Origin of the sequence: Methylobacterium platani, assembly GCF_001653715.1 — a bacterium.
GTDB classification, from domain to species: Bacteria; Pseudomonadota; Alphaproteobacteria; order Rhizobiales; family Beijerinckiaceae; genus Methylobacterium; species Methylobacterium platani.
The window spans coordinates 116,091-137,713 of sequence record NZ_LWHQ01000022.1; the positions used below are offsets into that span (position 1 = coordinate 116,091).

General features: G+C 74.5%; 16 protein-coding genes. 11 read left to right on the forward strand and 5 right to left on the reverse strand.

Annotation, left to right across the window (positions count from 1 at the left end; genetic code table 11):
* Positions 1-74: 74 nt before the first annotated feature.
* Entirely contained in the window at positions 75-437 is a 363-nt protein-coding gene (gene gcvH / locus A5481_RS13120; protein WP_048432051.1) for a glycine cleavage system protein GcvH, read from the reverse strand.
* 17 nt (positions 438-454) lie between these two features.
* Positions 455-1,600, reverse strand: coding sequence for a glycine cleavage system aminomethyltransferase GcvT (gcvT, locus tag A5481_RS13125; protein ID WP_048432050.1), 1,146 nt, complete (start codon positions 1,598-1,600; stop codon positions 455-457).
* A gap of 401 nt (positions 1,601-2,001) precedes the next feature.
* Between gcvT and mdeB the strand changes: the two genes are divergently transcribed.
* The 10 genes from mdeB to A5481_RS13175 all read left to right on the forward strand — a co-directional run bounded on the left by mdeB (position 2,002) and on the right by A5481_RS13175 (position 14,484).
* Positions 2,002-4,734, forward strand: coding sequence for an alpha-ketoglutarate dehydrogenase (gene mdeB / locus A5481_RS13130; protein WP_048432049.1), 2,733 nt, complete (start codon positions 2,002-2,004; stop codon positions 4,732-4,734).
* Between the two features lie 368 nt (positions 4,735-5,102).
* Positions 5,103-6,131 (forward strand): AAA family ATPase, encoded by a 1,029-nt coding sequence (locus A5481_RS13135; protein WP_082172922.1) that lies wholly within the window; start codon positions 5,103-5,105, stop codon positions 6,129-6,131.
* Positions 6,132-6,133: 2 nt separating this feature from the next.
* Positions 6,134-7,063 (forward strand): DUF58 domain-containing protein, encoded by a 930-nt coding sequence (locus A5481_RS13140; protein ID WP_048432048.1) that lies wholly within the window; start codon positions 6,134-6,136, stop codon positions 7,061-7,063.
* A complete protein-coding gene (locus tag A5481_RS13145) occupies positions 7,050-7,475 on the forward strand; it encodes a DUF4381 family protein (protein WP_048432047.1) in 426 nt (141 codons plus the stop codon). The genes A5481_RS13140 and A5481_RS13145 overlap by 14 nt, the downstream gene beginning before the upstream one ends.
* A gap of 7 nt (positions 7,476-7,482) precedes the next feature.
* Positions 7,483-8,451: a VWA domain-containing protein gene (locus A5481_RS13150; protein ID WP_048432046.1), complete on the forward strand. Its 969-nt coding sequence runs from the start codon at positions 7,483-7,485 to the stop codon at positions 8,449-8,451.
* Positions 8,448-9,368: a VWA domain-containing protein gene (locus A5481_RS13155; protein WP_048432045.1), complete on the forward strand. Its 921-nt coding sequence runs from the start codon at positions 8,448-8,450 to the stop codon at positions 9,366-9,368. Before A5481_RS13150 ends, A5481_RS13155 begins: the two co-directional genes overlap by 4 nt.
* Entirely contained in the window at positions 9,368-10,189 is an 822-nt protein-coding gene (locus A5481_RS13160; protein ID WP_048432044.1) for a tetratricopeptide repeat protein, read from the forward strand. The genes A5481_RS13155 and A5481_RS13160 overlap by 1 nt, the downstream gene beginning before the upstream one ends.
* Positions 10,183-11,433, forward strand: a complete 1,251-nt coding sequence (locus tag A5481_RS13165) for a BatD family protein (RefSeq protein WP_048432043.1) — start codon at positions 10,183-10,185, stop codon at positions 11,431-11,433. Before A5481_RS13160 ends, A5481_RS13165 begins: the two co-directional genes overlap by 7 nt.
* A gap of 277 nt (positions 11,434-11,710) precedes the next feature.
* Entirely contained in the window at positions 11,711-12,973 is a 1,263-nt protein-coding gene (locus A5481_RS13170) for an allantoate amidohydrolase (protein ID WP_048432042.1), read from the forward strand.
* A 233-nt stretch (positions 12,974-13,206) separates the two neighbouring features.
* Positions 13,207-14,484, forward strand: coding sequence for an NAD(P)/FAD-dependent oxidoreductase (locus A5481_RS13175; protein WP_048432041.1), 1,278 nt, complete (start codon positions 13,207-13,209; stop codon positions 14,482-14,484).
* A gap of 88 nt (positions 14,485-14,572) precedes the next feature.
* On the opposite strand, the gene A5481_RS13180 is transcribed toward A5481_RS13175, so the two are convergent.
* Complete coding sequence (locus A5481_RS13180; protein WP_048432040.1) at positions 14,573-16,531, reverse strand: methyl-accepting chemotaxis protein; 1,959 nt, start codon at positions 16,529-16,531, stop codon at positions 14,573-14,575.
* Positions 16,532-16,641: 110 nt separating this feature from the next.
* A complete protein-coding gene (locus A5481_RS13185) occupies positions 16,642-18,783 on the reverse strand; it encodes a hybrid sensor histidine kinase/response regulator (RefSeq protein ID WP_064503983.1) in 2,142 nt (713 codons plus the stop codon).
* Between the two features lie 207 nt (positions 18,784-18,990).
* On the opposite strand from A5481_RS13185, the gene A5481_RS13190 reads away from it, so the two are divergent.
* A complete protein-coding gene (locus A5481_RS13190) occupies positions 18,991-20,622 on the forward strand; it encodes a dihydroxyacetone kinase subunit DhaK (protein WP_048432038.1) in 1,632 nt (543 codons plus the stop codon).
* A 223-nt stretch (positions 20,623-20,845) separates the two neighbouring features.
* Here the strand turns inward: A5481_RS13190 and A5481_RS13195 are convergent, their stop codons facing one another.
* Positions 20,846-21,397 carry a Ros/MucR family transcriptional regulator gene (locus A5481_RS13195; protein ID WP_048432037.1) on the reverse strand — a complete coding sequence of 184 codons (552 nt, stop codon included), beginning with the start codon at positions 21,395-21,397 and terminating at the stop codon, positions 20,846-20,848.
* Positions 21,398-21,623: the final 226 nt, after the last annotated feature.

Genomic DNA, 21,623 nt, shown 5'->3' on the forward strand with positions numbered 1-21,623 from the left:
CCCCTCTCCCAAACGGGAGAGGGGATCCCGCGCTTGACTGGTGTCGGAACAGATCAGACGAAGATCGTCGCAGTTCAGCCGACGAAGGCGCGGTAGGCCGCCTCGTCCATCAGCCCGTCGAGCTGGGACGGATCGCTGAGGCGCACGCGGTAGAGCCAGCCGGCGCCCTGCGGGTCGGTGCCGACGCTCTCCGGGTTGCTCACCGCGGCCTCGTTGATCGCGGTCACCTCGCCGTCGACCGGCGCGTAGACGTCGGAGGCCGCCTTGACCGATTCCACCACCGCGGCGGCGGCGCCCCTGGTCAGCGTGGCGCCGACCTTCGGCAGCTCGACGAAGACGAGGTCGCCGAGCTGCTCGGCGGCGTGGTCGGTGATCCCCACCGTCGCCACGTCGCCTTCCAGGCGCAGCCACTCGTGCTCGTCGGTGTATTTCAGCATGAAGGACACTCCCTCGTTCAGGAACGCTTGAAGCCGGCGGGGCGGAACGGCAGCGGCGCCACCGCGCAGGGCAGGCGCTGGCCGCGCACCTCGGCGAAGACGGGGGTGCCGGGCACGGCCAGCGTGCTCGGCAGCACCCCCATGGCGATCGGCCCGTCCAGGCTCGGCCCGAAGCCGCCGGAGGTGACCCGGCCGACCGGCTCGGACGCATCCGCGGCGGCATAGAGCGCCGCGCCCGCCCGCACCGGCGTGCGCCCCTCCGGGCGCAGGCCGACCCGCAGCCGCGCCGGCCCGTCGTCCAGCTCGGTAAGGATGCGCTCGGCGCCGGGAAACCCGCCGGCCCGGGCGCCGCTGCGCCGCCGCACCTTCGGGATCGCCCAGGACAGGCCGGCCTCGACCGGCGAGGTCTCGTGGTCGATGTCCGCGCCGTGCAGGCACAGGCCGGCCTCGAGGCGCAGCGAATCGCGGGCGCCGAGGCCGACCGGCTTCACGTCCGGATCGGCGAGCAGCGCCCGGGCGAGCGCCACGGCGGAGCCGGGCGGCAGCGCGATCTCGAACCCGTCCTCGCCGGTATAGCCGGCCCGCACGATGACGCCGTCCTCGCCCTGGAACGAGACGGCACGGGCATCCATGAACCGCATCTCGGCCACCGCCGGCAGATGGCGGGCGAGCGCCGCTTCCGCCCCCGGGCCCTGGAGCGCGATCAGCGCCCGGTCGACCGGCTCCACCGTGCACTCGGTGCCGATCGCGTCGAGCAGGTGGGCGAGGTCGGCGGCCTTGTTGGCGGCGTTGACGACCAGCAGGTAATGGTCGCCCAGGTTGGCGAGCATCAGGTCGTCGAGGATGCCGCCGCCCTGCGTCGTCAGGAAGCCGTAGCGCTGACGGCCGGGCGGAAGCCCGACGACGTCGATCGGCACCACCGTCTCGAGGGCGCGGGCGGTGTCGGCGAGGTCGCCGGAGCGGGCCCGCACGGCGATCTGGCCCATATGCGAGACGTCGAACAGCCCAACCGCCCTGCGGGTGTGCAGGTGCTCCTTGAGGAGCCCGAGCGGGTATTGCAGCGGCATCCTATAGCCGGCGAACGGCACCATCCGGGCGCCGGCCTCCTGGTGCAGCGCGTGCAGGGGCGTCTGGAGCAGGCTGGCGGCCGTATCGGCGGTCATCGGAACGGTGGCTCCCCGAGCGCGTTCGGGCCTGGGCGGGCCGACGATCCCGTCTTTCCGCGTCGAAGCGGCTTCGACGCAAGAAGAGCGACGGGCAGGCAGGCCCCGCACGGCCCGATTTCGGCTGTGAGCTTAGGACAAAAGTGCCATTGACGCTACCCGGTGGGCGTCCGGCGATCGGGCTCCTCGGAATGGCCGCGCCGGGCGCGCTGCCAGGAATCCGGGGTCGGGCGCGGACCGCCGGACGGTGCCGGTCGGCTACCCGCCTGCGGCAAGATCGACCGTGAACGCCCGTTCCGGCGAAAATGTTTTGCGCATCCCGCCGCAGCGGCGGCAAACGAAGCAGCATCTACCGCGACCGGGGAACTATCCTGGCGCGATCCAAGGGAGGAATCCAGGCCATGAGCGCGAGCGCCAAGCCGATCCCGGCCGTGCCGGTCAACGAGAACGAGCGTACCGGCAACCAAGCCATTCTGGGCCCGCGCGGCGTGGCCGATCCGGATCCGGCCGAGACCGCGGACTGGCTCGCCTCGCTCGAATCGGTTTTGCGCCACGGCGGCGCCGCCCGGGCCCGCTTCCTGCTCGACCGGCTGGAGCAGAAGGCGCGGGAGATCGGCGTCGTCGAGGAGGCGCCGCCCTACTCGCCCTACCGCAACACCATTTCCCTCGAGAAGCAGCCGCCCTATCCGGGCGACCTCGCGGTCGAGGAGCGCATCACCTCGATCATGCGCTGGAACGCGCTCGCCATGGTGGTGCGGGCCAACATGGCCTACGGCGAGCTCGGCGGCCACGTCGCCTCCTACGCCTCCGCCGCCGAGATCTTCGAGCTCGGCTTCAACCACTTCTTCCAGGCCGGCGACGCGAGCGGAGCGGGCGCCGACCTCGTGTTCTTCCAGCCGCACTCGGCGCCCGGCGTCTATGCCCGCGCCTTCCTCGAAGGGCGTCTCTCCGAGACCAACCTGAAGCATTACCGCCAGGAGATCGCCGGGGAGGGCCTGTGCTCGTACCCGCATCCCTGGCTGATGCCCGAGTTCTGGCAGGTGCCGACCGGCTCGATGGGCATCGGGCCGATGAACGCGATCTACCAGGCGCGCTTCATGCGCTACCTCAGCGACCGGGGGCTGGCCGACACCGCCGGCCAGCACGTCTGGGGCGTGTTCGGCGACGGCGAGATGGACGAGCCGGAATCGATCGGCGCCCTGACGCTGGCGGCGCGCGAAAAGCTCGACAACGTCACCTTCGTCATCAACTGCAACCTCCAGCGTCTCGACGGGCCGGTGCGCGGCAACGGCCAGATCATCCAGGAACTGGAGAGCGTCTTCCGCGGCGCCGGCTGGAACGTCGTCAAGGTGCTGTGGGGCTCGGAATGGGACGCGATCTTCGCCCGCGACACCAACCACGCCCTGCTGCGCCGCTTCGCCGCCACGGTCGACGGCAAGTACCAGACGCTGGGCGCCAAGGACGGCGCCTACAACCTCGCCCACTTCTTCGGTGAGGACGAGGAGGTGAAGGCGCTGGTCTCCCACATGTCGGACGGCGACGTCGACAAGCTCAAGCGCGGCGGACACGATTTCCGTAAGCTCTACGCCGCCTTTGCCGCCGCCAAGGCGACCAAGGGCCGCCCGACCGTGATCCTGGCCAAGACCAAGAAGGGCTACGGCATGGGAGGCGCGGGCGAGTCGCGCATGACCGCCCACCAGGCGAAGAAGCTCGACACCGACGCGCTGAAGGCGTTCCGCGATCGCTTCGCCCTGCCGCTCACCGATGCGCAGGTCGAGGGCCTGGAGTTCTACAAGCCCGACGAGAACAGCCGCGAATTGCGCTACCTGCGCGAGCGGCGCGAAAAGCTCGGCGGCTTCCTGCCCAAGCGCCGCCGCACCGCCGCCCACGTCGCGGTGCCGGATCTCTCCACCTACGCCGGCTTCGCGCTGGACGCCGACGGCAAGGAGATGTCGACCACCACCGCGGCGGTGCGGCTGTTCAGCAGCCTGATCAAGCACAAGGAGCTGGGCCCGCGGGTCGTGCCGATCGTCGCCGACGAGGCGCGCACCTTCGGCATGGCCAACCTGTTCAGGCAGGTCGGCATCTACTCGCCGCTCGGCCAGCTCTACGAGCCGGAGGATGCCGGCTCGATGCTCTACTACAAGGAGTCCCGCGACGGGCAACTGCTCGAGGAGGGCATCACCGAGGCCGGCGCGATCTCGTCCTGGGCCGCGGCCGCGACGTCCTACAGCGTCCACGGCCTCGCGATGCTGCCGTTCTACATCTACTACTCGATGTTCGGCTTCCAGCGCGTCGGCGACCTGATCTGGGCGGCGGCCGACCAGCGCGCCCGCGGCTTCCTGATCGGCGCCACCGCCGGCCGCACCACGCTCGGCGGCGAGGGCTTGCAGCACCAGGACGGGTCGAGCCACCTCGTCGCCGCGACGATCCCGAATTGCCGCGCCTACGACCCGGCCTTCGCCTACGAGATGGCGGTGATCCTCGATCACGGCGCCCGCGACATGATGGAGCGCGACGTCGATGCGTTCTACTACGTCACGGCGATGAACGAGAATTACGCCCAGCCGTCGATGCCGGCGGGCGTGCGGGACGGGATCATCCGCGGGATGTACCGTTTTGCCGGCTACGGAGATGATGAGCCGGCTATCCGACTTCTCGGCTCGGGTGCGATCCTGCCCGAGGTCATCGCCGCCGCGAAGCTGCTCTCCGAGGAGTGGGGTATCGCCAGCGAGGTCCACAGCGTGACGAGCTTCAGCGAGCTCGCCCGCGAGGCCCGCGAGGTCGAGCGTGCCAACCGCCTGAACCCCGGTTTGCCGGCAAAGCGCAGCCTCGTCGAGGAATCGCTGCCCGGCTTGGCGCCGGTCGTCGCCGCCACCGACTACGTCCGCGCCTACCCGCAACTGATCGCGACCGCGATCCAGGCCCGCTACGTCACGCTCGGCACCGACGGCTTCGGCCGCAGCGACACCCGCAGCGCCCTGCGGGCCTTCTTCGAGGTCGACCGGCACCACGTCGCGGTGGCGGCGCTCGCGGCGCTCGCCGACGAGGGCAAGCTCGACCGCGCGACGGTGGCGGAGGCGGTGGCGCGTTACGGACTCAGCCCGAACCGGCCGGCGCCCTGGACGGTGTGAGGGACCTTAAGACGTGAGGCGGGATGCTCATCCAGGGGGCGCTCTCCCCTCTCCCGTGTGGGAGAGGGGCCGGGGGTGAGGGTGCTACGGTCTTGAGTCGTGCTCTGACCGTCCCGCCGCAAACACCATGCTCAGCGATCAATACTGAAGCGTGTCACCCTCACCCCTACCCCTCTCCCACCCGGGAGAGGGGATCCCGCCATCTTCATTCGAGCAGCGCGAGCCGGGTTCGCTACAGGCGCCTTTGCCTCCGCCGCGGACTTAAGCACACCCCTGTCCCCCTCCCCCCGGGATTGACGCACCGGGGAAGACGCGGCCTGATCGCCGCAACGCCGGCACGACGCACCGGCCCGAGGGAGACGCACGGAATGGCGCGAGGCGCTGAGCAGGCCGTGGCGCGGAGCGTCACGAGGACCGGCCTCGATGGACCGACGCCCGACGATCCGGTGCGCGCCCGGCTCGAGGCCCTGCGGACCGGCCTGGAGGCGGGCTTGATCGGCGCGTCCGGCCTCGTCGAGCGGCTCTTGATCGGGCTCCTCACCGGCGGCCATCTCCTGATCGAGGGCGCGCCGGGCCTCGCCAAGACCCGTGCGGTCAAGCGCCTCGCCGACGGGCTCCACACGGGCTTCGCCCGCATCCAGTGCACCCCCGACCTGATGCCCGCCGACCTCACCGGCACCACGGTCTGGCGGCCCGACGGCGGCCGGTTCGAGTTCCTCGCGGGTCCCCTGTTCCACTCCCTGGTGCTGGTCGACGAGGTCAACCGGGCGCCGCCCAAGGTGCAGTCGGCCCTCCTCGAGGCGATGGCCGAGCGGCAGGTCACGGTGGCGGGCGTCACCCACCCGCTGCCCGATCCCTTCATGGTGGTGGCGACCCAGAACCCGATCGAGCATGCCGGCACCTTCCCGCTGCCGGAGGCGCAGCTCGACCGGTTCCTGCTCCACGTCGTGGTCGAGATGCCGGACGAGGCCTCCGAGCGCCGCATCCTCGACCTCGTCGAGGGCGAGATGACCGAGGAGGCCGCGCCGATGCCGGTGCGGCTCACGGCGGACGAGCTGCGCGCCGCCCGGGCCGCGGCGCTCAAGACCCACGTCTCGCCGGCCCTCAAGGACTTCCTCGTCCGCCTCGTCGCCGCCACCCGCGGCGGGCCGGCGGCGGCCGACCTGCGCGGGGCGATCGAGCACCCGGTCTCGCCCCGCGGCACGCTCGCGCTGATGCTCGCCGGCAAGGCCCGGGCCTACCTGCACGGGCGCGACCACGTCGTGCCGGACGACGTCGTGGCGCTCACCGGCGATGCGCTCGCCCACCGCCTCGCGCTCACCTGGCGCGCCGCGGCGGAAGGGCAGACCGCCCGCGCCCTGGTGGCGGGCCTCCTCGACCGGGTGCGCCCGCTCTGACGATGATCCCGACCCCGGCACGGCCGCGTCCCGGCACCGATCCGCTCCAGGCCCCCGGCATCGCCGTCGAATCCGGCGCGCTCATGGGCCTGCGCCACCTCGCCCGCCGCGGCGCCGGGGCGGCGAGCCGGGTCCGCACGGGGCTGCCCGGCGGCATCGTCACCCGGCGGCGCGGGCGCGGCAGCGAGCCCGACGACGTCCGCCTCTGGGCGGAGGGCGACGACGTGCGCCACATCGACCGCAACGCCACCGCCCGCACCGGCATTCTCCACGTCCGCACCCACCACGAGGAGCGCGACCGCGCCGTGGTGATGCTCGCCGACTTCCGGCCCTCGATGCTGGTCGGCACCCGCCGGGCCCTGCGCTCGGTCGCGGCCGCGGAGGCGCTGGCGCTGCTCGGCTGGCGCATCGCCGCCGATGGCGGCCGGGTCGGGCTGCTCAGCGTCGGCGGGGCGGAGTCGGTGGCGCTGCCGCCGCGGGGCGGCGGGCGCGGCATGGCGGCCCTGTGCCAGGGCCTCGCCCGGGCGCACGGGGCGGCGCTCGCGGCCGACCCGCAGGCCGATCCCCCGCTGGGCCCGGCCCTGGAGCGGGCCCGCGCCCTGCTGCCGGCGGGCGGGCACCTGGTCCTGGCGAGCGCCCTCGACGCCCCGGGCGAGGAGTTTGCGGAGACCCTGGCGGTCCTGGCCGAGCGGGTCTCGGTCAGCCTGATCCTGGTGAGCGACGCCTTCGAGCGCGAGGCCCCGCCGGGCCTCTACCCCTACGCCACCCCGGACGGGCAGCGCGGCACCGCGCGGATCGGGGGACGGAGGCCGGCGCCGGAGGAGCGGGTCGCGGGCCTCGCCCGCCTCGGCGTCACGGTGGTGCGCCTCGACACCGAGACCGGGCCGGACGGCTTCGCCCCCCTGCTGGAGCGGCTCGATGCCGTGCTGTGACGAAGCGCTCGCCGGGCTTCGCGGCCTGCACGCCCCGCCCGATCCGGGGCTGGTGCGGCTCGACATCCTGGCGGCGATCGTCGCCGGCCTGGCGCTCGCCGGCCTCGCGGCCTGGCTCTGGCCGCGCCGGCGCGGCCGCCCGATCCGCCGCGCGGCGCTCGCCGAACTCGCCGCCGCCCGCACCCTGCCGCCGGACGAGCGGCGCCTCGCCCTCGCGCGCCTCGCCCGGCGGCTCGCCCGCAGCCTCGGGGTCGAGGGACCGGCGGGGCTCGATGCGCGCTTGCGCACCGATTTCTTCCGAACCGGTCCCGGCCGGGCGCTGACCGAGAACCTCTACGCCCCGGGCCCGGCGCCCGACCTCGCCGCGACGGAGGCCGGCCTCGCCCGCCTCGTCGCGCGGCTGCGGGCTTGAGGGACCGATGGCCGGCCTCGCCTCCCTCGATTTCGCCGCGCCGCTCGCCGGACTGCTGCTGCCGCTGCCGCTCCTCGCCGCCCGGTTCCTGCCGCCGAAGGCCGGCACCAGCGGCGCCCTGACGGTGCCCGCCTCCCTCGTCGCCGGGCTCGAGAGCGGCGGGCCGCTCAGGCTCGGCACGCGGGGGCGCGCCGCCCTGACCTGGATGCTCTGGATCGCCCTCGTCGCCGCCCTCGCCGGCCCGCGGCTGGTGCTGCCCGGCGCCGCGCTGCCGGCCTCGGGACGCGACATCGTGCTCGCCCTCGACCTCTCGGGCAGCATGGAGCGGATCGACTTCGCGCTCGACGGCCGCACCACCTCGCGGCTCGCCGCGGTCAAGCGCGTCGGCGCCGACTTCATCCGCCGCCGGGCCGGCGACCGGGTCGGCCTCGTGATCTTCGCCGATCAGGCCGACGTGGCGGCCGCCCCGTCCTTCGACACGCAGGCCGTCGCCCGGGCGCTGGAGGAGGCGCAGATCGGCCTCGTCGGCCGCTCGACCGGCATCGGCGACGGGCTCGGCCTCGCCCTGAAGCGCCTCGACGCGCTGCCCGGCCCGTCCAAGGTGGTGGTGCTGCTCTCCGACGGGGCCAACAATGCCGGCCAGACCACGCCGCGGGACGTGGCCTTCCTCGCCCGCGAGCTCGGCATCCGGGTCCACACCATCGCGCTCGGCCCCCGCGACCTCGCCGATGCGAACGGCGAGCAGGACGTCGTCGATTCCGAGGCGTTGCGCGACGTCGCGGCGACGAGCGGCGGGCGGTTCTTCCGGGTGCGCACCACCGACGACCTCGCCGGCGTGGCCGACAGCATCGACGCGCTCGAGGGCGGCCGCGACCGGGCCCCGCCGGTCCCCTTGCGGCGCGACCTCTGGCCGTGGCCGGGCGGGCTGGCGCTGCTCGCGGCCCTCGTCCTGCTGCTGACCCGGAGGGCGGCGTGACCGAGGCCTTCACCCTCCTGCGCCCCTGGTGGCTCCTCGCCCTGCCCGTCCTCGGGCTCCTCGCCTGGCGCGCCGCCCACCGCGCGGCCCCCTTGGGCGACTGGGCCCGGGTCGTCGAGCCGCACCTGATGGCGGCGCTCCAGGCCCGCGGCGCGGTGCGGCCGGGCCGGCGCGGCGGGCAGCGGCTCCTCGTCCTGGCCGGCGCCCTCCTCGCCCTCGGCCTCGCCGGCCCGGCGCTGGAACGCCGCGACACCGCGGGCTTCCGCAACCTCGACGCCGCGATCGTCGCCCTCGACCTGTCGCGCTCGGTCGCCGAGGGCGGGCGCCTCGGCGAGGCCCGGGTCCTGGCGCAGGGGCTGGCCGAGGCCGCCGGCACCAAGGCGGTGGCGCTCATCGCCTACGGGGGCGACGCCTACCTCGCCGCGCCGCCGACCACCGACCAGGACACCCTCGGGACGATCCTGTTCGCCCTCGACGGGACCACCGTGCCCGACCGCGGCAGCCACCCGGCCCGGGCGCTGGCGCTCGCCCGCCGGACGCTCGCCGAGAGCGCGGTCGTGACCGGCGACGTCGTGCTGCTGACCGACGGCGGCGGCCTCGACGAGGCGGCCTCGCGCGAGGCGGCGGCGCTGGCGGCCGAGGGCCACCGGGTGCACACCGTGCTGGTGACCGATCCCGCCCTGCCGCCCGACGCGCCGCGGCCGGACGGTGCCGGGCTCGCGCGCCTCGCCGCCCTCGGCAACGGTGCGGCCGGCAGCCTCGACGCGCCGGGCCCGGTCGTCGCGGCGATGTCGGAGAGCGTCGCCCGCCACCTCGCCGAGGGAGGCTACGCGGTGCTCGCCTGGCAGGATCTCGGCCGCTTTCTCGCCGGCCTCGCGCTCGTCCCGGTCCTGCTCCTCTTCCGGCGGAGCGCCTGATGCGGATCCTCCTCGCCGCCGGGGCGGCCGCGCTCCTGGGCCTCGCCGCCGAGCCCGCCGCCCTCGCCCGCCTCCTCATCGGGGCCGGCCTGCCAGGGCTCGCCGCGCGCGTCAGCGACGACCCGGCCTGGCGCGGCACCGCCCTCTACGCCGCCGGCCGCTACGCGGAGGCGGCCGCGGCCTTCGCGTCGTCCCCCTACAACCGCGGCAACGCGCTGGCGCGGGCGGGCGACCTCAAGGGCGCGCTCGCGGCCTACGACGCCGCGCTTGCCCGCGACCCCGCGGACGAGGACGCCAAGGCGAACCGCGAGCTGATCGCACGCCTCCTCGACACGCCGGACGCGCCGGGCGGGCGCACCGCCGGACAGGCCAACGCCCAGGCGGACGCCGCCACCCGCTACGCCACCAAGACCGAATCGGATGCCGAGGATCCCGGCACCGCCTCGACCGGCGAGGGGCTCGCCGGCCACCGCGAGGCCTCCTCGGCCGCCGATTCGCCCGGCAATTCCAAGGCCGCCCGCACCGGCCGGGCCGAGCAGCGGTCGGTCGATCCCGGCCGCGGCCAGGCCCGCGGCTCGGCGAGCGACGCGGAGGGCGGCGGGCGCCGGGGCGGCGGCAATGCCAGCGTGTCCGAGGTGATCGAGCGCGAGGTGCGCCGGGTCTCGAAGAGCTTCGAGGCCCGCGAGATCCGCCCCGACCGGCACTGGCTCGCGACGCTGCCGGACGATCCCGGCCGCTTCGTCCGCCTGCGGATCCTCGCCGAGCAGACCCGCCGGCGCGAGGCCGGCACCGCCGTCCAGCCCGGGAGCAACCCATGGTGAGGCAACCCATGGCGAGATGGTGTCTCGTCGCCGCCCTGGTGCTCGCCGCGGCGCCGGCCCGGGCGCTGGAGGACGGCGACCTCGGCCTGACCGTCACCGCCGAGGTGCCGGGCGGGGCGACGCCGTTCCCGCGCGAGATGGTGCTCCTGCACATCCGCGGCACCTACCGGGCGCAGATCGCCCTCGAGGACCTGCGCCAGCCGAGCCTGCCGCATTTCGGCTGGACCCAGCTCGGCCGCGACCGCTGGACCCGCGCCACGATCCAGGGCCAGGAGGCGCGCGGCTTCGAGCGCACGGTCGCGGTCTTCCCGCAGGGGCCCGGCCGCTTCGTCATCGATCCCTTCGTCCATCGCCTGACCATCGTCGACGGCGGCGAGCGCCGGGTGGTCGAGGTGCGCTCCGCCCCCCTGCCGCTCGAGGTCGCGGCCTGGCAGGGACCGGGCGGGCCGGACGCGAAGGAACCCTGGTGGCTGGCGGCGCAGGACGTGACGGTGACGGACCAGTGGGAGCCCGAGCCCGAAGGGTTGAAGCTCGGCGAGCCGGCCCGCCGCACCGTGACGCTCGACGCCCGCGGCGTCACCGCCGACGCCCTGCCGCCGCGGCCGACCTTGCGCACCCGCGGCGTCCTCACCTTCGCCGGGCCGGTGGAGCGGCAGACCCGCATCACCCCGGCGGGGCCGGTGGCCCGCGTCACCTACCGCTGGGACGTGCGCCCCGGCGTGCCCGAGCCGATCACCCTGTCGGCGATCGCCATCCCGTGGTTCGATACCCGGGCGCGGGTGATGCGCGAGGCCGAGATCCCGGCCCGCATCATCGGCGGGCGCACCGCGACAACCCCGGACGAGGCGCCCCCGCCCCCGGCCTCGCCCTGGCGGGCGCTGCTGGCGGGCCTCGCCGCCTTCGGCTTCGGCCTCGGCGCCTGGGGCACCCGCCGCCGCGGCGAGATGCCGGCGGCGGGCGCCCTCCGGGCACTCGCCCGGGCCGCGCGGCGGCGCGACGCCCGGGCGTGCCACGCCGCCCTCACCGAGGCCGCACGCCGCGACCCGGGCCTCGCCGCGGCGTGGCGCGCCGATCCGGACCTCGCCCGGCGGCTCGCCGCCCTCGACGCGGCGTTGTTCGGCGAGGGGAGCGCTCCGGTGCCGGACCTCCCCGGCCTCGCCCGGGATCTCGGGCGCGTCAGGCCTCCCGCTTCGATTGCCACCGCGCTCGCGCCTCTCGACGGGACGCGCTCCGCAAAGGCCTGACCCGGCCACAGGCAGGGCTGCCCGGGACGAAATCCGCGCCGGCTCCCCCCTCGCACTGGCGCCGGCACGACGAGATGGAGACCTTGCGGGCTTCGCCAGCGCCGTCGGACGCTTCCGTTCGAAGGTGCAAGGCATCGCAATCGAGGCATCACAATCGCAGTCCACGCGCCGTCCACGCCAGGCAGTCCCGCGCGGCGCCATGCGCCGCGACCCGGTTGCCTCGACCGGCATCGACCCTGCATACCGCCCGCTCGACACCGCAGGGTCGCGACCAGCCATGACCGACGCCACCACCGACGCCATGACCGAGCCCACCCCCCGCCTCGGCGCCCGCGTGATGGCGCTGATCGACGACCTCGCCCATCACACCGACGAGCCCGGCCGGCTCACCCGGCTCTACCTGTCGCCGGCCCACCGGGCGACCGCCGACGCGGTGCTCGGCCTGATGCGGGCGGCCGGGATGACGGCGCGGATCGACGCCGCCGGCAGCGTGGTCGGGCGGATCGAGGGGCGGGAGCCCGGCCTGCCGGCCCTGGTGCTCGGCTCGCACATCGACAGCGTGGTCGACGCCGGGCGCTACGACGGCCCGCTCGGGGTGGCGGCCGGCCTCGTCGTCGCCGAGGAGCTGCGCGGCGCGTCCCTGCCCTTCGCGATCGAGGTGGTGGCCTTCGGCGACGAGGAGAACGTGCGCTTCCCGACCTCGCTCTCGACCTCGAAGGCCTGGGCCGGGCAGTACCGGTCCGAGTGGCTGGACGGATGCGACGCCGCCGGCACGCCCCTGCGCGAGGCGCTCGCCGCCTTCGGCGGCGACCCGGCGGGCATACCGGCCCTCGCCCGCCGCCCGGGCGAGATCGCCGGCTACCTCGAGATCCACATCGAGCAGGGACCGGCGCTCGAGGCCGCGGTGCAGCCGGTCGGCGTGGTCTCGGGCATCGTCGGGCTGACCCGGGCGCGCTGCACCGTGACGGGGGAGGCCAACCATGCCGGCACCGTGCCGATGGGGATGCGCCGCGACGCGCTCGCCGCCGCCGCCGAGATGGCGCTCGCGGTCGAGCGGCTGGGCGAGGGCGTGGCGGGCGCGGTCGCGACGGTCGGTTCGCTCACCGTGGTGCCGGGCGCCGTCAACGTGATCGCCGGCCGGGTCGATTTCAGCCTCGACGTGCGCGCGCCGGAGGATGCGGCCCGGCGGGGCCTGTTCGAGGCGATTGAAGCCGCGTGCCGGGCGGTCGCGCGGCGCCGCGGGGTCGGCTTCTCCTGCGAGACCTTCATGGACAACCCGGCGGTCGCCCTCGATCCGGGCCTGCAGGCGGCCCTCGACCGGGCGGCGCGGCGCCTCGGCCACGCTCCCCTGCTGCTCCCCTCGGGGGCCACCCACGACGCGGTGGCGATGGCGGCGCTCGGCCCGTCGGCGATGCTGTTCGTGCGCTGCCGCGGCGGCATCAGCCACAACCCGGCCGAATCGATCACCCTGGAGGATGCCGACGCGGCGACGCGGGTGCTCCTGGGGACGGTGCGGGATCTGGCGGGGTTGCCGGATTGAGGGCCCACCCGGCCCGTCGGCGTGCGGCCGGTCCCTCTCGCTTCTTCCCCCTCCCCACCCGCGACCTCATCCCGGGGTGCGAGCGTTGCTCGCCTCGACGCAGGGCTCCGGATCGCTCCGTGCCGACTGGAGCCCTGCTTCGAGGCCCGCTGCGCGGGCGCCCCGGGATGAGGTCGCGGATGGGGAGGACTCCTCGGACAATGACGAGCCTCGAGCGGCGAAAGAGTTCTTCGATGCAGCAGGACGAACGGACGGCCGACATCGTGGTGGTCGGCGGCGGGATGGTGGGCCTGTCCTCCGCCATCGCCCTCAAGGATCGCGGGCGGGACGTGGTCCTGTGCGATCCCGGCGAGGCGCGGGCGCGCACCTCCTACGGCAATGCCGGCGTGGTCAGCCGCGGCTCGATCTTCCCGATGTCGAGCCCCGCGCTCTGGGCCAAGCTGCCGGCCTATCTGCGCAACGCCGATGCCGGGCTTCGCCTGCGCCACCTGCACCTGCTGCGGGTGATGCCGTGGGCCGCCCACTTCCTGGCGAGCGCCCGCACCTCGGCCTGGCGCCGGGCCGCCGACGCCCTGGCGCCGCTGACCAACGCCGCCTATCCCGAGCACAAGCGCCTCTCCGAGCGGGCCGGCGTGCCCCATCTCCTGCGCGAATGCGGCTGGGTGAAGCTCTACCGCACGGAGGAGGCCTTCGCCGGGGCGAGCCTGGAGCGCGAAATCCTGGCGGATCACGGCGTGCCGTTCGAGATCCTCGACGGCGCGGCGATCCAGGCGCTGGAGCCGGCGCTGATCCGGCCCTTCGCCCGGGCGATGCTGTTGCCCGAGACCGGTGCCGTCGCCGATCCGGGCGGTCTGGTCGAGGCCTGCGAAGCGCTGTTCGCCGGCCTCGGCGGGCGGACCCTGTGCACCACCGTGAGCCGCCTGGAGCCGACGGAAGAGGGCTGGCGCATCGTCCATCCGGGCGGCGTGGTGCGGGCGCGCCAGGTGGTGCTGGCGACGGGAGCGGCGGCGCACGAGCTCGCCCGGCCGCTCGGCTACCGCTTCGCCTTCGCGGCCGAGCGCGGCTATCACCGCCACTACGCGCTCCAGCCCGGCAGCCCGGCCCTGACCCGGCCGATCTACGACACCGGCGCCGCCTCGATCCTGTCGCCGATGGGCGAGGGCCGGGTGCGGGTGCTCTCCGGCGTCGAGGTCGCCGACCGTCACGCAGCACCGGATTACCGCCAGATCGAGGCGGCGGCGCGCGAGGCCGCCGGCACGGTGCGCCTCGGCCAGCCCCTCGACAACCGGCCCTGGCTCGGCTCGCGCCCCTCGACCCCCGACGGCCTGCCGGTGATCGGCCCGGCGCCGCGCCACGACGGCCTGATCTTCGCCTTCGGCCACGGCCATATCGGCCTCTCGACCGGCCCGATCACCGGCCGGCTCGTCGCCGACCTCGCCACCGGCGAGGCACCCGCCGTTCCGGTGGCGCCGTTCGCGCCCGGGCGGCTCCTGGGCTGGCCGCGGCTCTAGACGGACGGTCCCGCCGCGCCCGCGCGTGACGGGACCAATGATAAGAAGCCGGCTAACGAGATGGTTTCCGGTGGAAAATATCGTCCCGTCACGCCAGGAAGCGAAGGCCGACTTCGGACCCGTGCTGGCGCATCACCTCGCAGGATTGCGCCGGCCGGTCCTCGACGTGCAGCACGATCCGGGCCGGCAGCCGCACCGGCCGATCGAGCGCGATCTTGGCACCCGAGGCCGAGAGGTTCAGGACGACGCAGGTCATGGCCTCGACCGGCCCGGACCCGTCCGGCAGGGCGATCCGGGCCGACAGCGAGGTGCGGACGCGCTCCTGGATTCGCCGCTCCTCCAGGCCGACCAGCCACTCGTCGAGGTTGCCGGCGATGTCGGCGACGCCCGCCGCGGTGACCTGGATGTTGGTGTTGACGTCGCCGCTCGTGCTGCGCTGGCGCTCGCTCGCGATGGCCGTCTCGACGATGAAGCCCTGGACCGTGTCGACCGCGCCGTAAATCGAGCCGAGCGCCTCGGCGACCTCGCGCGACACCGCCTGCATCGCGCCGATCTCGCCGGTGATCCGCCCCGTCGCCGCCTGGGCCTGGCCGGCGAGGTTCTTCACTTCCGCCGCCACCACCGCGAAGCCGCGGCCGGCCGCCCCGGCGCGGGCGGCCTCGATGGTGGCGTTCAAGGCCAGGAGGTTGATCTGCTCGGCGATGGCGGTGATCGCCTCGACGACGCCGTTCATCGCCTGGGCGGCCTCGTCGAGCTGCGCCGTGGCGCGGCTCGCCTTGCCCATCCGCTCCTGGATCGCCTCGACCGCCTCGCGCGACTGGCCCATCCGGCCCGCGATCGCCTCCGAGGTGCGGTACAGCTCCTCCGAGGCCGCCGCCACCGCCTGGACCCGGGTCAGGGTCGTCTCGGTCGCCGCGATCGCGCGGGACCGCACGCTCATGCTGTGGGTGACGTCGGTGGCGAACTTGATGACCTTGCAGGGGCGCCCGTTGAGGTCGAGGACGGGATTGTAGGTCGCCTGGATCCAGACCTCGCGGCCGCCCTTGCCGATGCGCTGGTAGACCGCGGCGGAGTAGCGCCCGGCCCGCAAGCCGTCCCAGAACTCGGCGTAGCTCCGGCTCTCGGCCTGGTCGGGGGTGACGAACATGCGGTGGTGGCGGCCGACGATCTCGTGCAGCCCGTAGCCCATGGCAGTCAGGAAATGGCCGTTGGCATCCAGGATGGTGCCGTCCATGTCGAACTCGATCACCGCCTGCGAGCGGAGCGCCGCCTCGATCTTGCCGGCCGTGTCGGCCGCCTCCTGCTTGGCGGCGGTGATGTCGGCGGCGTACTTCACGATCTTGACCGTGCGGCCGGTCGCGTCGAGGATCGGGTTGTAGGTCGCCTGGATCCAGACCTCGTTGCCGTCCTTGCCCCGGCGCTTGAACTCGCCCGCATGGTACTCGCCGCGCGAGAGCCGCGCCCAGAAATCGCGGTAATCCGGCGACTCGGCCTCCTCCGCCGTGACGAACATGCGGTGGTTGCGCCCGCGCACCTCGTCGAGGCCGTAGCCCATCGCCGCGAGGAAATGCGGGTTGGCGTCGAGGATCGTCCCGTCGGGGGCGAAGTGGATCACCGCCTGCGAGCGGTTGATCGCCGTGATCTGGCCGGCGGCATCGGTCGCGGCCTGCTTCTCGGCGGTGATGTCGAGGGCGAATTTCACGATCCGGACCGGCCGGCCGCGGGCGTCGAGCACCGGGTTGTAGCTGGCGCGGATCCACACCTCGCGGCCGCCCTTGGCCAGGCGCCGGAACTCGGCGCTCTGGATCTCGCCCCGGCGCAGGGTGTCCCAGAACGCCTCGTAGGCGGGATCCGCCGCCTCGGCGCGGTCGACGAACAGGCGGTGGTGGCGGCCGCGCACCTCGTCGAGGCCGTAGCCCATCAGCTGCAGGAAATTCTCGTTCGCCTCGATCACGATGCCGTTGAGGTCGAAGGCGACGAACGCCTGCGACCGCTCGATGGCGTCCAGCTTGGCGGCGGTGCTGGCGCGGCGCGCGGAGGCGAACATGGGGGGCCTTCCCGGAAGGTCTTGGGCGTCCTCTCTCTTGCGCCCGAGGGGATTAATTCCAGGTAACGTAGCGGCATCCCGCGTCCCGACGTCGCGGCGCCGGCGCGGTATCAGGCGAGGGCGAGCATCTCGCGGATGCGCAGGGCCAGGGCCTCGACCACGAAGGGCTTGGTCAGCACGGCGGTGCCGGGTTCGAGCCGGCCCGGGCCGAGCGCCGCGGTCTCGGCGTAGCCGGTGATGAACAGCACCTTCAGGCCCGGCCGCCGCACCCGGCCCGCATCGGCCATCTGGCGGCCGTTCATGCCGCCGGGCAGGCCGACATCGGTGACGACGAGGTCGATGCGGACCTCCGATTGCAGCACCTTGAGGCCGGCCGCGCCGTCGGCCGCCTCGATGGCGGTGTAGCCGAGATCCTCCAGCACCTCGGTCACCAGCATCCGCACGGTCGGCTCGTCGTCGACGATCAGCACCGTCTCGCCCCGCTCGGCCCGGGGCGCCTCGGCGAGGCGCGCCTCCGCCGCCTCCCGCTCCGAGGCGCCGTCGTGGCGCGGCAGGAGGAGGCGCACCGTGGTGCCCTGCCCCACCGCCGAGGCGATGCGCACCTGCCCGCCCGATTGCTGGGTGAAGCCGTAGATCATCGACAGCCCCAGGCCCGTGCCCTGGCCGAGGGGCTTCGTCGTGAAGAACGGGTCGAAGGCGCGCTGGATCACCTCCGGCGCCATGCCGGCGCCGGTATCGGAGACGGCAAGCGACAGGTAGTCGCCGGGCGGGACCTCGTGCGCGCGCGCCGCCGCCGCGTCGAGGTCGAGGTTGGCGGTCTCGATCGCGATGCGCCCGCCGTCGGGCATCGCGTCGCGGGCGTTGAGGCACAGGTTGAGCAGCGCGTTCTCGAGCTGCGGCGGGTCGACGAGGACGGTCCAGAGGTCGGGGGCGGCCTCGACCGCGATCTCGATCGCCGGGCCGACGGTGCGCCGGATCAGCTCCGCCATCCCGGCGACGAGGTGGTTGACGTCGGTGGGCCGGGGATCGAGCGTCTGGCGGCGCGAGAAGGCGAGGAGCCGGTGGGTCAGCGCCGCGGCGCGCCGGGCCGCCCCTTGCGCCGCCGTCATGTAGCGGTCGACGTCCTTGAGCCGCCCCTGCCCGATGCGGGTCTGCATCAGCTCGAGCGAGCCCGAGATGCCGGCGAGCAGGTTGTTGAAGTCGTGGGCGAGCCCCCCGGTGAGCTGGCCCACCGCCTCCATCTTCTGCGACTGGCGCAGCGCCTCCTCGGCCCGCATCAGCTCGGCGGTGCGCTCCGCCACCTGCTGCTCCAGCGTCTCTGTCAGGGCCCGCAGCTGGGCGATCGCGCGGTCGCGCTCGGCCTCGACGGCGCGGCGCTCGTCGACGTCGATGAGGACTCCGGGAAAGCTCAGCGGCGTGCCGTCGGGGGCGTGGTCGACCCGCCCGTTCGCCTCCAGCCAGTAGTAGTTCCCGTCGGCGCGCCGCGTGCGGTACTGGTGCGCGTAGGCGCCGCCCCGGATCACCACCGCGTCGATCGCCGCGATCAGGCCGGCCCGGTCGTCGGGATGGACCGTCTCGATCACCTGCTCCAGGCTCAGGCCCTCGCGGCCCAGGGTCGGGTCGAGGCCGAAGCTGCGGGCGAAGGCCTCGTCGACGGTGAAGCGGTCGGTCGGCAGGTCCCAGAACCAGGTGCCGATGATCGCCCCGGCGCCGAGGGCGAGCTGGACCCGCTGGATGTTCTCCCGGGCGACCGCCTCGCTCTCCCGCAAGCGCCGGGTCGCCGTCACCTGCGCGGTGGTCTCGTTGGTGAGGATGAACAGGCCGGCGACGCCGCCCGCGCCGTCGAGGACGCGCGAGTAGGAGAAGGTCCACCAGGTGTCGGCCTCGCCCCGGTCGGTGCCGAGCTTCCACGGCAGGTCGACGAAGCGCCGGCTGCGTCCCGCCAGGGCGTCGTCGATGATGGGCTTGGCCTGCTCCCAGCCGTCGGCCCAGACCCGGTCGAAGCGCTCCCCCATCGCCCAGTCGAGGCGGGGCCCGAGCAGCGGGAAGTAGGTCTCGTTGAAGAAGAAATGCAGGTCCGGGCCCCAGGCCAGGATCATGCTCTCGGGCGAGTTCAGCACCAGGCTCAGCGCCGTGCGCAGGGCCTCGGGCCAGGTTCCGGGGGGGCCGAGCGGATGACCCGACCAGTCGCGCGCGCGGATCATCGCGGCGGCGCGGCCGCCGCCGGCCAGGAACGGAAGGGGGTCGCTCATCGGCGTCGCGGCGAGTCCACGGAAGGCAGGCACGCAGGCGAGGGAGGCGTCGGCCGTCCCGGCGCGGCCGGTGGTGAGAGTCGCGCCTTATCGCCCGAAGCGGCCGATTCGGCAAAGCCGTCCGCGATGGCGGGAGGGCCGCGCTTTTGGCAGGATCGGCCCCGGCGCAGGACCGCCGCGGGGCGGGAGCCGCCGGGAGGGGACCCGATGGCCCATTTCATCAACGACCGCGCCGCCCTGGTGGCGGAGGCGGTGGACGGCCTCGTCGCGATCAGCGGCGGGCGGCTCGCCCGGCTCGACGGCGACCCGGCGATCCGGGTCGTGCTGCGGGCCGACTGGCGCGCCGACCGGGTCGCGGTCGTCTCCGGCGGCGGCGCGGGCCACGAGCCGGCCCATGCGGGCTTCGTCGGGCGGGGCCTGCTCACCGCGGCGGTCTGCGGCGACGTGTTCGCCTCGCCCTCCGTCGACGCGGTGCTGGCGGGGATCCTGGCGGTGACCGGGCCGGCGGGCTGTCTCGTCATCATCAAGAACTACGCCGGCGACCGGCTGAACTTCGGCCTCGCCGCCGAGCGGGCGCGCGCCCGCGGGCTCATGGTCGAGACGGTCACGGTCGCCGACGACGTCGCGATCCCGGGGGCGGCGCAACCCCGCGGCGTCGCCGGCACGCTCCTGGTGCACAAGGCGGCGGGCCACGCCGCCGAGGCCGGCCGTCCGCTCCCCGAGGTGGCGGCGGCGGCGCGGGCGGCGGCCGGGGGCGTCAAGTCCCTCGGCATCGCGGTCTCCGGCTGCACGATGCTGGGCGGGCGCGCGGAGGCGCGCCTCGCTCCCGGCGAGGCGGAGCTCGGTCTCGGCATCCACGGCGAGCCCGGCATCGAGCGCATCGCCCTGCCGCCGGCCGCAGCGCTGGCCCGCCTGATGACGGCGCGCCTCGCCGAGGCGCTGCCGGCGGACGGGCCGCTGGCCCTCCTCGTCAACGATCTCGGCGGCACGACGGCGCTGGAGATGCAGGTGCTGACCCGCGCGGTCCTGGCGACGCCGCTGGGCGCCCGGGTGCGCCTGCTCCTCGGGCCGGCCGCCGCGATGACCGCCCTCGACATGCACGGGGCCTCGCTCTCGCTGATGCCCCTCGACGCCGCGACGGAACGGGCGCTCGCCGCCCCGACCGATGCGCCGGCCTGGCCGCCCGCCCGGCCGGTCGGCGCGCCGGCGACGCGCCCCCTGCCCGACGGCCTCGGCCGGGGTCCGGCGCCGACGCCGTCGTCCGATCCCGCGGTGGCGCGGGCGATCACGGCCGTCTGCACCGCCCTGATCGGAGCGGAGGCGGAGCTCAACGCCCTCGATGCCCGGGTCGGGGACGGGGATACCGGCACGACCTTCGCCGCGGCGGCCCGCGCCGTGCTCGCCGATCTCGACCGGCTGCCGCAGGCCGAGCCCGCCGCCCTGTGCCGCGCCCTCGCCGACCGCCTCGGCCGGGTGGCCGGCGGATCGAGCGGGGTGCTGATGTCGATCTTCTTCGAGGCGGCGGGCGCGGGCCTCGCCGCAGGGGCGGGCTGGCCGGCGGCTTTCGACGAGGGTGCGGTCCGGCTCCAGGCCCATGGCGGCGCGCGGCCGGGCGACCGCACGCTCCTCGACGCCCTGGTGCCGGCCCTCCAGGCCCTGCGCTCCGGCGGCCTCGCCGCGGCGGCGCGGGCGGCCGCAGACGGTGCCGCCGCCACCGCCGGCATGACCCGGGCCGGGACCGGCCGGTCGAGCTATCTCGCCGCCGCCGACCTCGCCGGGGTGGAGGATCCCGGTGCGGTCGCGGTGTCGCGGGGCTTCACCGCGCTGGCGACCGGTTGAGACAGCAGCGCCGTCGAACGGATCCGTTCGACGGCGCTGGCCGAGCCCGCAAGGTCTCCTGTTCATTGCGCCGGCGCCGATGCGCCGGACGCCTCGGCATCGACGGGTCGATGCCGAGGCGCGAGGGCAAGGCGCGTGGATACGAGACCGTCGCGCGCCCGCATGACACGCCGAGGCGGGCGCGTTCGGCGCATCGGCGCCGGGGGGAGACGGCGTCGCGGGCTCAGCCGCGGCGGCCGCGGCGGGGCTTGCCGTCGGTCGGGTTCTCGGGAGCCGGGGCGGCCTCGACCTCCGGCTCGGGGGCAGGCGCGGTGTCGTTCCCGATCGCCTCGCCGGCCTCGTCGTCGGGCCGCGCGGCGCTGCGGCGGCGCTGCTGGCCGAGGCCGAGCGAGCGTGCCAGCTCCGAGCGCTGCTCGGAATAGCTCGCCGAGGTCATCGGGTAATCGTGGGGCAGGCCCCATTTCTGCCGGTAGGCCTCCGGGGTCAGGCCCCGCAAGGTGAGGTGACGGCGCAGCGTCTTGTACGACTTGCCGTCCTCGAAGCTGATCAGGAAGTCGTGGGTGATCGAGCGGCGGATCTCGCCCGGGGTCGCCTTCGGATGCGGCGGCTCCGGGGCAGCTTTGCCGCCTTGCGCCATCTCGTTCAACGCCGCGAAGACGTCGGCGATCAGCTTCGGCAGCTCGGCGCTCTGGAGATGGTTGCTGCTGACATAGGCAGAGATGATGTCGGCTGTCAGCGTAACGATCTGATCGTGAGTGTTGGCAGTCTCGTCCATGCCTGCGCGCTCGGGAATCACTGCAAATCGGTTCCATACCCTTAAGTTCGCGTTGGCCAGGAAGGCAAGAATTATCTTTCCAGAAAACCGCTTTCTCACGGGAATCCGCCGTTTGACATAACAGGGGACGGCGAGATCGACGGCCGTGCTGGCCGGTCGCACGCTGCGGCTGCCGGAACCGGGCCCGGTCACCGCGGTTCTCCCGCGGGAGCCGACGAATCTCCCC